Below are 12,433 nucleotides of genomic sequence, written 5' to 3' on the forward strand. Positions count from 1 at the left end.
CCGGCCGGTCGCGGATCCCCGGATGCTGTTCCAGGCCGATCCTGGAAACGTCTCAGGTGACACCATGAAGGCGGATCCATGGACGCATCGCAATCCGACGGAGAAATCACCCGTAACGCCCCGAGGGTTTCCCCCGTCCGGCGCGGTGCCCGCCTGCCGCAGAGCCTCCGGAGCGGGCGTGACCGGGCCGCGCGCGAGCGGGCCGGGCGCGAGCGGGCCGGACGTGACCGGGCCGGGCATGACCGGGCCGGCTGGCTGCTCCTCGCGGTCGGGGCCGTGCTGTGCGTGCTCGGCTGGTACGGGGTCTCCGGCGAACGCTTCGTCGAGCAGCAGGTCCCCTACCTGGCCTCCGCCACCGTCCCCGGCGCGGCCCTGATCGTGGCCGGCGCCGTCCTGGTCGCGCTGCGGCCGCCGCCCCCGCGCGGGCACCTGGGGGAACTGACCGACCGGCGGGTCGAGCGGCTGTACGACCTGCTGGTGGAGCCCGGGGCCGAGCCGGGGCCGGGGCCTGATCCGGCCCCGGCGCACCGGTCGGGGCCGCTCGCCGTCCCCGAGGGCACCCGCTACCACCGGCCGGACTGCCCGCTGGTCACCGGCAAGGCGACGGCCGCACCGGTGGACGCGGCCGCCGTACGGGAGCGGGGTCTGACGCCCTGCCCGCTCTGCTCGCCGGACGCCCCCGGGGCCCCGGACGCCCTGGGGCTCCCGGAGACCCCGAACACCCCGAACACCCCGGACGCCCCGAACACCCCGGACGCCCCGAGCACGCCCGCCACCCGTCCGGGCGAAGCCGCCCCGCCGAGCGGCTGAACCGATGACCGTCCTGCTCGCCGCGCCCGACTCGTTCGGCCTCACCCTCGACCTCGCCCTCGCCGGGCTCACCGTCGGCAGTGCCGCCGCGCTCAGCGGCATCGGACTGGTCGTCTGCCACCGCGCCACCGGCGTGCTCAACATCGCCCAGGGCGCCCAGGCCATGGCCGTCGCCTACCTGCTGCGCGACCTCGTGGTCGTCCGGCACTGGCCGGTCTGGCCGGCCCTCGCCTGCTGCCTGCTGGTGGTCGCGCCCGCCCTCGGCGTGCTCCTCGACGTCCTCGTGCACCGCCCGCTGCAACGGCGCGGCGCCGGACCGGCCGAGACCATGGTCGCCGGGCTCGGCGTGTTCGTGCTGCTCATCGGAGTCGCCGTCCTGCTGTGGGGACCGGCCCCGCTGGCCGGCGCGCCCAGCCCGTTCGGCGGCGCCCCGATCCGGCTGCCCGGCGGCCACACCCTGCGCCCCGACACCGTCGCCCAGCTCGCCGCGATCCTGGTCCTCGGCCTCGCCGTCGCCGCCACCACCCGCTGGACCCGCCTCGGCCTCCACCTGCGCGCCGTCGTCGACGACCGCCGGCTCGCCGCCCTCACCGGCGTCGACGCCGACCGGGTCTCCGCCCTCGGCTGGGCCTTCAGCACCTTCACCGCCGGGCTCGTCGGCGTCGCCCTCGCGCCCTACCTGCTGCTCGACCCGTACGGGCTGCCGCTGCTGGTCATGGAGACCATGGCCGTCGCCGTCGCCGCCCGGCTGCGCAGCATCCCCGTCGCCGTCGCCACCGGACTCGGACTCGGCATCGCCCAGTCCGAACTCACCCGGCTCCGCCCGTCCGGCCAACTGCTGCCGCTGGTCCAGGCGGTGCAGTCCAACCTGTTCGTGATCGCGCTGCTCGCCGCCGCCCTGCTCGCCGGGCCCGGCATCACCGGGGGCCGGGCCCCGGACGGCGGGGCGCCGCTCACCTCCCGGAGCCACCGACCCGGAGGAGAACGAGGAGGAGGCGGCGGAGGACGAGGAGGCGGCGGGCGGTCGGCCGGCGCGGTCTGCCTGGTGCTGCTCCTGCTGCCCTTCGGCTTCCGCGGCAACGACCTGCGCAGCGCCCTGCTCGTCCCCGCCCTCGCCCTGGTGCTGCTGTCCGTCGTCGTCGTCACCGGCTACGGCGGGCAGACCTCCCTCGGCCAGGCCGGGTACGCGGGCCTCGGCGCGCTCGGCACCGCCCTGCTGATGAGCGGTCGCGTCCCCGGCCTGCCGGCCCTTCCGGCCGTCCCCGCACTGCTGCTCGCCGTCCTCGCCACCGCCCCGCTCGGCCTGCTCACCGGCCGACCCGCGATCCGCCGCCGCGGACTCGCCCTCGCCCTCGTCACCTTCGCCTTCGGCACCGCACTGAGCCGCTTCGTCTTCCAGCAGCCCTACGCCACCACCGGACTCACCCTCGACCGCCCCGCCCTCCTCGATGGCGACCGCGCCTTCTACCTCGCCGAACTCCTCCTGCTCGGCCTCGGCCTGCTCGCCGTCCGCGCCCTCCACCGCGGCCGCCTCGGCCGCGCCCTCACCGCCATGCGCGACCACGAGGCCGGTGCGGTCGCGGCGGGCGTCGACGTACCGGGCCTCAAACTCCTCGCCTTCGTGGTCGGTGCCGCGCTCGCCGCCCTCGGCGGCGGCCTGATGGGCCTCGCGGGCCGCGCCTTCGACGCGGCGTCCTTCGACCCGGTCCGCGGCCTGCTCTGGTTCGCCGCCGTGGTCGTCGCCGGCGCCGACAGCGCCCTCGGCGCCGTCCTCGCCGCCGCCCTGCTGATCGGCCTCGACGCGGGCACCGTCATCGGCGTCTCGGCCGTCGCGGTCGGCGTCCTCGCCGCCGCCATCGGCCGCCTCCCCGGCGGCCTCGCCGCCCTCCCCACCGCACGGCGCGACCCCCCGCCAGACCTCCCGCCCGGCCACCTCACCCCCACCGGCCGACGCCTCCGCGCCACCCTGAACCGCCGCCCGTGAACGGAGCACCGGCGCCACCCGGAACTCCCTGCGAAGGAAGGCCCGTTGAACAGATCCTCGCCCCCCGCCCGACGCTGCGGCCGGATCCACCACCGACTCCCCCGCGCCACCACCCTGACGGGTGCGGCCCGACCCGCCGTCCTGGGACCGCAGGCAGGAGCCGAGGCCCCCGCCGACCGGCGACAGCGGAGAACAATTCACCTCACCTTCCCCGTAGGGCTGTTCAGCTGTACGACGCCCCCCGGGCGGGCGTCGTGACGGCGGCGCGGTTGACCGTGCGGGGGGTGGTGCGGCGGTACGGGGGGATCGTGGCGGTGGGCGGGGTGGACCTGGTGGCTCCGGGTGGGCGGATCACGGCGTTGATCGGGCCGAACGGGGCGGGGAAGAGCACCCTGTTCGACTGTCTGGCCGGGACGGTGCGGCCGGATGCCGGGCGGGTGCTGCTGGGCGGGCGGGACGTGACCGCCGTGGCCGCGCACCGGCGGGTGCGGCTCGGGTTGGCGCGGACGTTCCAGCAGATCGCCGTCTTCCCGACCCTCTCGGTGGCCGACAACGTGCGGGTGGGCGCGGAGCAGCGAGGGGGCAGGGGGGCGGCGGAGCGGACGGAGCGGGCGCTGGGGTTGCTCGGGTTGCGGGGTGTCGCGGACGAGCCGGCGGGGGTGCAGCCCACCGGGGTGCTGAGGCTGGTGGAGTTGGCGCGGGCGCTGGCGGGCGAGCCCCGGGTGCTGTTGCTGGACGAGCCGGCGGCGGGGCTCGATGCCGCCCAGACGGGCCGTCTGGTGGCGGTACTGCGCGCTCTCGCGGGGCGTGGGATGGCGCTGCTGCTGGTCGAGCACGATGCCGAGCTGGTGGCCGAACTCGCCGATGCCGTCTACGCGATGGCGCAGGGCCGGGTGGTGGCGGCCGGGCCGACGGCGGCGGTGCTGGCGGACGCCCGGGTGGCCGAGGCCTGGGGTGGCCGCCCGTGAGTGCCGAACTCCCGCACGGGAAGCCCTGCTTGGACGCTGCCGGGGTGATCGCATGCCGGTAGCCGCGGCCCTGTGCGGCGTCCGGGTCCGGTACGGGCCGCTGGAGGCGCTGCACGGCGTGGACCTCGCCTTTCCGGCCGCCGCCGTCACCGTCCTGCTGGGCCGCAACGGTTCGGGGCGCACCAGTGCGCTGCACGCCCTGGCGGGGGTGGTGCCGCTGTCCGGTGGGCGGGTGTGCTGGCGCGGGCGGGACGTCACCGGGCTGTCGGTGCACCGGCGGGTGCGGCTGGGGTTGGCGCTGGTGCCGGCCGAGCGCGGGGTGTTCGGTTCGCTCACCGTGGCGGAGAACCTGGGCCTGGCCGGTGCGGGGCGGGCGGAGGTACCGGCGGAGGTGCTGGAGGCGTTCCCGGAGCTGTCCGCGCTGCTGCCCCGCCGGGCGGGCACGCTGTCCGACGGTCAGCGCCAACTGGTTTCGGTGGGGCGGGCGTTGGGGGCACGGCCCGACCTGCTGCTGCTGGACGAGCCGGAGCGCGGGCTGGCGCCGGCGGTGGCGGCGCGGCTGCACGCGGTGCTGCTGGCCGGGGCGGCCGGGGGCCGTACGGTGGTGCTGGCCGCGCAGTCCCTGCCGCGCTCGCTGGCGGGGGCGGCGGCGGTGCACGTGCTGCACCGGGGTGAGGTGGTGTTCTCGGGCGAGCCGGGGGAGGCACTGCCGGGGCGGTTCACGCCCACGCCGTGACGCCCCCGGCGCCCGGGCCCTACGGCTGGTACACGTACGGCGTGGTGGTGCTGAGCCGCGCGAAGCCGAGCCGCTCCAGGATGGGGCGGCTCTGGTCGCTCGCGTCGACCTGGAGGTACTCGTAGCCGAGTGCGGCGGCCTGGCGGGCGCGGTGGGCGACCAGGGCGCGGTAGATGCCGCGACCGCGCCAGCCGGGGACGGTGCCGCCGCCCCACAGGCCGGCGAAGCCGGTGCCCGGGGTGAGCTCCGTCCGGGCGGCGCTCACCGGCTGGTCGCCGGCCATCGCGACGACCAGGAGCAGCGTCTCCGAGTCGTGCCGGAGGTGGTCGAGCAGGCGCCCGCGCAGGGTCGGGGATGCGGCCCCGAAGGCCAGATCGTGGGCGGTCACCATGAGGTCGACCCCGGCCTCGTCGGTCACCGGCTCCAGCCGGACGCCCTCGGGCAGGGCCGCGTCGGTGGGCAGGTCCGCGATCCGGGCGATCATCAGCGCCTCGTCGGGTTCGGCGGTGAACCCGGCCGCGAGCAGCCGCCGGCCGAGGTCGGCGGGGCGGTCGTGGCTGTAGGTCTTCCACTCGAACTCCAGGCCCAGCCCGGTGAAGTGGGCGACCTGCGCGGCGATCGCGGCGTCCGTCCCGGCCTCGTCGAGTCCGGACCAGACGATGCCGTTCCAGGCGTGCTCGCCCCCCACCTGGCGCACCACGGCGCCGTCGCGCTCGACCCGGACGTCGGGGCCGTCCGGCCGCGCGTCGCGCCGGATCCGCTGGTCGAACAGGGCGAGTACATGATCACGATCCATCCGACCACTCCAGCACGCCGCGACGGCCGGGCGCCACCGTTTTTACGGCCCGCCCACGAACGCCCCCCGCCCGGCGCGGGCGGGCGCGGCGGCGGGGATACTGCCGCCATGCCTTTGCTCATGTGGATCGCCGAACTCGCGGACGACCCGCTGGTACTGGACCCGGACGACCGTCCGGCGGAGCAGCGGACCAACACCTGGTGGATGACCGCCGAGGAGGAGGACCGGCGGACGCTGACCGTCCAGCAGGTGGTGGACGCCTTCGAGCGCACCGCCGCCCTGCTCCGGGAGCGGGTCCGGGCACTCGGCCACCACGGGCCGGCCACCTTCTACGTCTGGCACGACGTGCTGGCCGGGCAACTGCGCTGCTCGACCGGCTCGGTCGGGCCGCGGGACCTGCCGTTCCGCGGGAACTACCTGCCGACCACGGACCTCGGCCCGATCGTCGCGGACCACCTCGCCGACGACGAGCCCGGCACGGTCCTGCGCACCGAACTGGTGGACATCGGCGACCTCGACGAACCCCCGAACGACGGGGACGTCCTGGACGCGGACGGGACCTGGATCCCGGGGCTGCCCCTCCCGCCGTTGCCCGTCTGGGTCCGCGACGTCGGAACGGCGGGCGGCGCCTGATCGGCCCCGCGCCCCGCCCGCTACTGCGCCAGGTAGCCGCCGTCGACCGGCAGGACGGCGCCGGTGATGAACGAGGCCTCCTCGGAGGCGAGGAAGAGGACGGCGGCGGCGACCTCGGCCGGGTCGCCGAGGCGGCCCATCGGGTGCAGCTTCTCGATCGCCGCCAGGTACTCGGGCCCGCCGGGCTCGTCCCGCAGCCGGGCGACCCGCTCGGTGCCGATGGTGCCGGGGGCGACGGCGTTGACCCGGATGCCGCGGTCCGCCCATTCGACGGCGAGGTGCTTGGTCAGCCCGGAGGCGACGAACTTGGCGGGCCCGTAGACCGCCTGGCCGCGCTGGCCGGCCTCGCCCGAGATGGAGGACAGGCAGACGATCGAGCCGCCCGGCCGTTCCTGGGCGAGCATCGCCTCGATCGCGTACTTGCAGGTGAGGAACATGCCGCGGCCGTCGACGGCCATCACCCGGTCCCAGTCCTCGGCGCTCGCCTCGGTGATGTCCATCAGCGGGATCACCCCGGCGTTGGCCACCAGCACGTCGATCCGCCCGTGCCGTTCGACGGCCGCCGCGACCATCCGGCGGGCGTCCGCGTCGACGGACACGTCACCGACCACCGTGCTGACGGCCTCCGGGAACCGCCCGGCCAGCCGGCCCAGCCCCTCGGCGTCCAGGTCGGTGGCCACCACCGACGCGCCCTCCCGGACGAAGCGTTCCGCGACGGCCCGGCCGATGCCGCTGGCCGCGCCGGTCACCACGCAGGAACGGCCGGCCAGCCGCCCCGCCGCGTTCGAAGTCACCATGGCGGGACTCTACCGAGCGCGGCGGCGCGGGGCCGGACTTCCGCCCGACGGGCCCGGGCCGACAGCGGACCGGGCCGACAGCGGACCGGCCCGGACGGCGGCAGCGCTCGGACCGCTCAGACCGTGAGGACGATCTTCCCCCGCACGTGCCCGTCCTCGCTGATCCGGTGCGCCTGCGCCGCCTCCGCCAGCGGGAGCACCCGGTGCAGCGGCAGCCGCAGGGTGCCCGCCCGGTGCAGGGCGAGGGCGGCCGCGAAGGCGCGCCCGTGGTACGACTCGCCGCCCTCGGCTCCGCCGCTGAAACGGATGCCGTGCTCCTGCGCGCCGGGGATGTCGGCGATCGTCAGCACCCGCTCGGCGCTGCCCGCCAGTTCGACGGAGAGCGGCAGCACTCCCTTGCCCGCCGCGTCCAGGACGCGGTCGACCCCGCCCGGCGCGGCCGCCCGCACCCGCTCGGCCAGGCCGTCGCCGTACGTCACCGGGATCGCGCCCAGTTCCCGCAGGTAGGCGTGGTTGGCCTCGCTCGCGGTGCCGATCACGGTGATGCCGCGGGCCCGGGCGAACTGGAGCAGCAGGGTGCCGACGGCCCCGGCGGCGCCGTGCACCAGCAGCGTCTCCCCGGAGCGCACGCCCAGGATGTCGAGGACCCGCTCGGCGGTCTCGGCGGCGACCGGGATCGCCGCGGCCTCCTCCCAGCTCAAGGTGGCGGGCTTGGCCACCACCTGGCCGGCGTCGAGCAGCGCGTGCTCGGCGTAGCCGCCGCCCATCAGGGCGCCGAACACCTCGTCGCCGGGGGCGAAGGCGGTGACCTCCGCGCCGACCGCCTCCACCACCCCGGCGACCTCGTAGCCGGGCACGGCGGGGAAGGTGACCGGGATGATGCCGTCGAACGAGCCGCTGCGCACCTTGTGGTCCAGCGGGTTGACGCCGACCGCGCGGACCGCGACCCGCACCTGGCCGGGCCCGGGGGCGGGCAGGTCGAGCTCGATCGGGCGCAGCACGTCCGCGTCGCCGTACCGGGGGAAAGCGATGGCCTTGGTCATGGAAGATCCTCGGTTCGTCCGGGCGTTGTCCGTCCGGGGGTTGTTCGTTCCGACGGCTCCATCCTGCGGCGCCGGCCGCAGGCCCCCGGCCGGCCGTTCGGACAGTTCCACCTGGCCGAAGGGAGGGGCGGCCGGGGGCGGCCCCGGAACTAGGGTGAAGGGCATGGACGCAGGCATGGAGTCGCACGAAGGCATGGACGCGGTGGACGGCCCCGGCCCCGACGAGGCCTGGCGGGAGCACTGGGGCCGCCCCGAGGACGCGCTGGCGCGGGCCGTCGAGGTGCTGCGCGCGCCCCGGCCCGAGGTGGTGCCGCGGCTGTCGGCGGTGGTCCGCACGCTCGTCCCGCACGTCGCGATCGCCCACCTGAGCGGTGTCTGCGCCTACTCCCCCGCCAACGCCCACGGCCCGCGCGAGCTGGTCGGCGGCCTCTCCGGGCTGGAGCTGGCCCGGCTCGCCGAGCGGGCCGCCGGGACGACCTCGGCCGGCCGCCCCTGGCAGGGCGAGGCCGAACTGGCGGGCCGGACCCGGCCGGTGGTGGTGATCGCCGCTCCGGCCGACGACAAGGAGGTGCTGCTGGTCCTGGTCCGCGGCGACGCCGCGCCGGTGCCGGCCGGTGCGCTCGCCGTCCTCCAGCAGGTGTGCGAGCTGGTGATCGCCCACTCCGAGCACCGCGCCACCGACGCCGCGCCCGGCCAGGCGATGATCTCCCGTACCGCCGCCGTCACCCGGGCCCGGACCATCGCCGAGTTCACCGGCACCCACAGCGCCGCGCTGACCGCCGTCCTGGCGCCGCTGCGTTCGGCCGACCTGGACGACCGCGCCGCCCGCCGGGCCGCCACCGACCTGGCCGTCACCGCCCTGCTCGACCTGCGCCGGGCCGCGGACCTGGACCGCGAGCTCAGCGAGGAGCCCGCCGACGCCGCGTTCGCCCGGCTCGCCCGCGAACTGCGCCCGCTGCTGCGGCACACCGGGGTCCGGCTCGACCTCGCGCCGCCGTCCGACGCCACCCGGTCCATCCCCGCGGACACCGCGCACACCGCCCGGGCCGCCGTCCAGTGCGCCGTCATGCTGATGATGGAACAGGAGAAGCCCGGTCGGCTGCACCTGAGTTGGCAGTTTACGGCGGACGGCGCGCTGCGCACCGTGGTGCGCGACGACGGCCTCGGGGTGCTCGCCGCGGACGCCCTCGCCGTCCACCGCACGGCCGACCGGATCACCGCCCTCGGCGGCCGCTACGAGGTCGAGTCCGTCCCCAACTGGGGTACCACCGTGACGGTGGAGCTGCCGCTCGGCATGCCCTCGCCGACCGCCGTCACCGACCCGCTGGACGGGCTCCAGCCGCGCGAACTGGAGGTGCTCGACCAGCTCGCCCAGGGCCGACGCAACCGGGACATCGCCGCGGAGCTGCACATCAGCGAGTCCACGGTGAAGTTCCACGTCGCCAACATCCTGGCCAAGTTGGGTGTCGGCTCGCGCGGCGAGGCGGCCGCCCTCGCCCACCGCGCCGGGATGCCCGGCGGCGCGCGGCTGCACGTGGCATCCTGAACCGGATCCGCCGCCACACCCGTTGACAGGAGTCCCGATGACCACGCCCACCCCACCGCGGACCGTTCTCATCACCGGCTCCACCGACGGCCTCGGCCGCGCCCTCGCCCACCGCCTGGCCGCCGAGGGCGCCACCCTCCTGCTGCACGGCCGCGACCGGGACCGGCTCGACCGCACCGCCCGGGAGGTGGCCGAGGCCCACGGGACGGCCCGCCCGGCCACCCTGCTCGCCGACCTCGCCGAGCTGGAGCAGGTCCGCGCCCTCGCGGCCGAGGTCCGCGCCACCACCGGCCGGCTCGACGTCCTCGTCAACAACGCGGGCATAGGCGCCGGCGAACCCGACGGCCGCACCCGCCGCACCAGCGCCGACGGCCATGAACTGCGCTTCGCCGTGAACCACTTGGCCGGCTTCCTGCTCAGCCTCGAACTGCTGCCGCTGCTGCGCGCCTGCGCGCCCGCCCGGATCGTCAACGTCGCCTCCGCCGGACAGCAGGAGATCGACTTCGACGACCTCATGCTGGAGAACGGCTACGACGGCACCAGCGCGTACTGCCGCAGCAAGCTCGCCCAGATCGCCTGCGGCATGGAGCTCGCCGCCCGGGTGCCGGCCGCCGAAGTGACCGTCAACAGCCTCCACCCGTCGACGTACATGCCCACCAAGATGGTGCTCCGGGAGATCGGCCACAGCATCGACAGCCTGGAGGACGGCGTCACCGCCACCCACCGGCTGGTCACCGACCCGGCCCTGGCCGGCACCACCGGCCGCTACTACGACCGGCTGCGCGAGGCCCGCGCCAACCGCCAGGCCTACGACCTGCGGGCCCGGGCCGAGCTGTGGGAGCGCTGCTTGAAGCTCGTCGGGCACGCCGACCTCTGACCGGCCGGCTCAACGGCCGGCTCACCGACCGCCGCACCGGCCACCCCGACGACCATCCCCGCTGAAAGGCGACACCGGCGACCATGACCGACCACGCGTCCACCACCGGCTGGGAGCCCGACGCCCCGGGCGTGCTGCGCCTGCCCTCCGGGCGGCTGCTGCGCGGCCGCGGCGTCCTCAACCCGCTGCCGCCGGGCCCGCGCCCCGACTTCGGCATCTACCTGCTGGGGCGCGAACCGAAGCCGCTCCCCTGGGAGAGCCGCTGGGTGCGCTGGCCCGACTTCCGGCTGCCCGCCGACCGCACGGACGCCGCCGACGCCTTCCGGGAGGCCTGGGAGCGCTGCACCGGCGAGCGGGTCGAACTCGCCTGCGCGGGCGGCCGCGGGCGCACCGGCACGGCCCTGGCCTGCATCGCCGTGCTGGACGGCGTGCCGGCGGCGGAGGCGGTCGGGTACGTGCGGGAGCACTACGGCCGGCACGCCGTGGAGACGCCCTGGCAGCGGAAGTTCGTGGAGCGCTGGGCCCGGCCCTCGACCGACTGACCGGTCCTCAGGTGCGGGGGTACGCCTTCACGACCGTGCCGTCGAAGTCCGCCCTGAGGTAGGCGGTGCCGTAGGCGTCCGCGACGTACACCAGCAGCGACGGTTCGGTGTCGCCCATCCCCTGGGCGTCGTGCAGGAGCACGTAGTGGCTGGTCGGGTGGGTGATGCCGAGTTCGGCGTCGGCCCGTTGCAGCAGCGCGGGGAGGGCGTCCCAGTTGACGGACCGGAGGTCCAGCGGCTTCTCGCCGAAGGCCACGGTGCCGGAGCGGATGCCGGGCGTGGACTTGCCGTCGCGGTAGGAGAGGCTGTCGTAGAGGTTCGGGTTGGCGGCGGTCGCGACGAGGGCGTCGCCGGAGTCCTGCCGGAGCGTGAACTCCAGGAAGGCGCGGCCGCCCGACTTCTGGCTCATGGACTGGATCGCGCCGCGCGCGCCCGTCGGCGTGAGCAGGCCCGGGTAGGCCGCCGGCGGGGTGGCGGTGCTGTCGCCGCCCCGGGCCGCGAAGTGCTGGACGGCGAAGCCGATGCTCACCATCAGCACCGGGACCAGCACCAGGTAGCCGGTGCGCAGCGCGCCGCGCAGCCTGCCGGGCCGGGGCGGGGGCGTCGCGTCGCGCGGCTCCTGGGCGAGGGTCTGCGGCGGGCCGTAGGTCTGCCCGGTGGGGTGCCCCGTGACGTACCCGGTCGGCGGCGGGGCGGTGGCCGTGGCCGTCGAGGCGGTGGCACTCGCAGCGGCGGCCGCGGGCGGGAGCAGGCGGACCGTGCCGACCGCCCCGGCCTGGGCCTCGGCCGCCGCCGCGACCTCGGCGTCGGCGAGCTGCCGGTCGAGCTGCCAGGCGTCGGGGCGCGCGGCCGTGTCCCGCACCAGCAGGGCGGCGAGCACCGGGCCCAGCGGCCCGGACCGTACCGGGGCCGGTACCGGCTCGTCCAGGACGGCGGCCAGCGTGGCGAGGGTGGTGGCGCGCCGCAGCGGGTGCTGCCCCTCCACCGCGACGTACAGCATCAGGCCGAGCGACCACAGGTCGGAGGCCGGGTTGCCCTCCTCGCCGCGGACCCGCTCGGGGGCTATGTACTCGGGCGAGCCGATCAGGGCGCCGGTGGTGGTCAGGCTGGGCGCCTCCGACAGTGCGGCGATGCCGAAGTCGGTGAGGACCGGGGTGCCGTCCGGGCGCAGCAGGACGTTGCCGGGCTTGACGTCGCGGTGCTGGATGCCGGCCGCGTGCGCGGCGCTCAGGGCGGACAGCACCCCGCGGCCGAGCCGGGCCGCCTCCAGGGGCGTCATCGGGCCGCGCGCGAGCCGGTCGTGCAGCGATCCGCCGGTCACCAGCTCCATGACCAGCCAGGGGTGCGGGTACTCGGGCCGGTCGACGATGTGGTGGATCGTCACCACGTGGGGGTGGTTGAGCCGGGCCAGCGACCGGGCCTCCCGCAGGACCCGCTCGCGCAGCACCGCCGCCGCGCCCGGGTCGCCGGCGAGGTCGGCCGGGTCGGGCGGGCGCACCTCCTTCAAGGCCACCTCGCGCTCCAGGAGGGTGTCGCGTGCCCGCCACACCAGTCCCATGCCGCCGCCGCCCAGCCGCTCCACCAGTTCGAAGCGTCCGTCGATGAGTTGGAGCCCCGGCCCCCCAGAATTCATGACGGTCATCGTAGGGGCGCGGTCCGTCACCGGTGACACCGGTGGTCCCGCACCGGCCTCGCCGACCG

The 12,433-nt window shown here is 76.4% G+C and carries 12 protein-coding genes; 8 read left to right on the plus strand and 4 right to left on the minus strand.

From position 1 onward, the window contains the following. The first annotated feature begins 78 nt into the window (after window positions 1–78). The 4 genes from ACFC1T_RS25370 (at window position 79) to ACFC1T_RS25385 (ending at window position 4,498) form a co-directional block, all read left to right on the plus strand. On the plus strand, window positions 79–810 hold the full coding sequence (locus ACFC1T_RS25370; protein WP_375892042.1) for a hypothetical protein: 732 nt from the start codon (window positions 79–81) through the stop codon (window positions 808–810). A gap of 4 nt (window positions 811–814) precedes the next feature. Next, a complete protein-coding gene (locus ACFC1T_RS25375) occupies window positions 815–2,794 on the plus strand; it encodes an ABC transporter permease (protein ID WP_375892044.1) in 1,980 nt (659 codons plus the stop codon). A gap of 275 nt (window positions 2,795–3,069) precedes the next feature. Continuing rightward, window positions 3,070–3,762, plus strand: coding sequence for an ABC transporter ATP-binding protein (locus tag ACFC1T_RS25380; RefSeq protein WP_375892115.1), 693 nt, complete (start codon window positions 3,070–3,072; stop codon window positions 3,760–3,762). Window positions 3,763–3,814: 52 nt separating this feature from the next. Then, on the plus strand, window positions 3,815–4,498 hold the full coding sequence (locus tag ACFC1T_RS25385) for an ABC transporter ATP-binding protein (protein ID WP_375892046.1): 684 nt from the start codon (window positions 3,815–3,817) through the stop codon (window positions 4,496–4,498). A gap of 19 nt (window positions 4,499–4,517) precedes the next feature. Here the strand turns inward: ACFC1T_RS25385 and ACFC1T_RS25390 are convergent, their stop codons facing one another. Continuing rightward, window positions 4,518–5,294 carry a GNAT family N-acetyltransferase gene (locus ACFC1T_RS25390; protein ID WP_375892048.1) on the minus strand — a complete coding sequence of 259 codons (777 nt, stop codon included), beginning with the start codon at window positions 5,292–5,294 and terminating at the stop codon, window positions 4,518–4,520. A gap of 108 nt (window positions 5,295–5,402) precedes the next feature. Here ACFC1T_RS25390 and ACFC1T_RS25395 point away from each other — a divergent pair, with 108 nt between their 5' ends. Continuing rightward, window positions 5,403–5,927, plus strand: coding sequence for a hypothetical protein (locus ACFC1T_RS25395; protein ID WP_375892049.1), 525 nt, complete (start codon window positions 5,403–5,405; stop codon window positions 5,925–5,927). A 20-nt stretch (window positions 5,928–5,947) separates the two neighbouring features. On the opposite strand, the gene ACFC1T_RS25400 is transcribed toward ACFC1T_RS25395, so the two are convergent. Together ACFC1T_RS25400 and ACFC1T_RS25405 are read right to left on the minus strand one after the other, a co-directional pair. Then, complete coding sequence (locus tag ACFC1T_RS25400; RefSeq protein ID WP_375892051.1) at window positions 5,948–6,724, minus strand: SDR family NAD(P)-dependent oxidoreductase; 777 nt, start codon at window positions 6,722–6,724, stop codon at window positions 5,948–5,950. 116 nt (window positions 6,725–6,840) lie between these two features. Continuing rightward, window positions 6,841–7,767, minus strand: coding sequence for an NADP-dependent oxidoreductase (locus ACFC1T_RS25405; RefSeq protein ID WP_375892053.1), 927 nt, complete (start codon window positions 7,765–7,767; stop codon window positions 6,841–6,843). A gap of 163 nt (window positions 7,768–7,930) precedes the next feature. Here ACFC1T_RS25405 and ACFC1T_RS25410 point away from each other — a divergent pair, with 163 nt between their 5' ends. From ACFC1T_RS25410 to ACFC1T_RS25420, 3 genes are all read left to right on the plus strand, one after another. Next, window positions 7,931–9,313: a LuxR C-terminal-related transcriptional regulator gene (locus ACFC1T_RS25410; RefSeq protein ID WP_375892055.1), complete on the plus strand. Its 1,383-nt coding sequence runs from the start codon at window positions 7,931–7,933 to the stop codon at window positions 9,311–9,313. Between the two features lie 37 nt (window positions 9,314–9,350). Continuing rightward, entirely contained in the window at window positions 9,351–10,190 is an 840-nt protein-coding gene (locus tag ACFC1T_RS25415; RefSeq protein WP_375892057.1) for an SDR family NAD(P)-dependent oxidoreductase, read from the plus strand. Between the two features lie 83 nt (window positions 10,191–10,273). Then, window positions 10,274–10,732 (plus strand): protein phosphatase, encoded by a 459-nt coding sequence (locus tag ACFC1T_RS25420; protein WP_375892058.1) that lies wholly within the window; start codon window positions 10,274–10,276, stop codon window positions 10,730–10,732. Window positions 10,733–10,739: 7 nt separating this feature from the next. Here the strand turns inward: ACFC1T_RS25420 and ACFC1T_RS25425 are convergent, their stop codons facing one another. Further along, window positions 10,740–12,365, minus strand: a complete 1,626-nt coding sequence (locus tag ACFC1T_RS25425; protein ID WP_375892060.1) for a serine/threonine-protein kinase — start codon at window positions 12,363–12,365, stop codon at window positions 10,740–10,742. Between the last annotated feature and the right edge of the window lie 68 nt (window positions 12,366–12,433).

It is taken from the genome of Kitasatospora sp. NPDC056076 (genome assembly GCF_042266305.1).
GTDB lineage: Bacteria > Actinomycetota > Actinomycetes > Streptomycetales > Streptomycetaceae > Kitasatospora.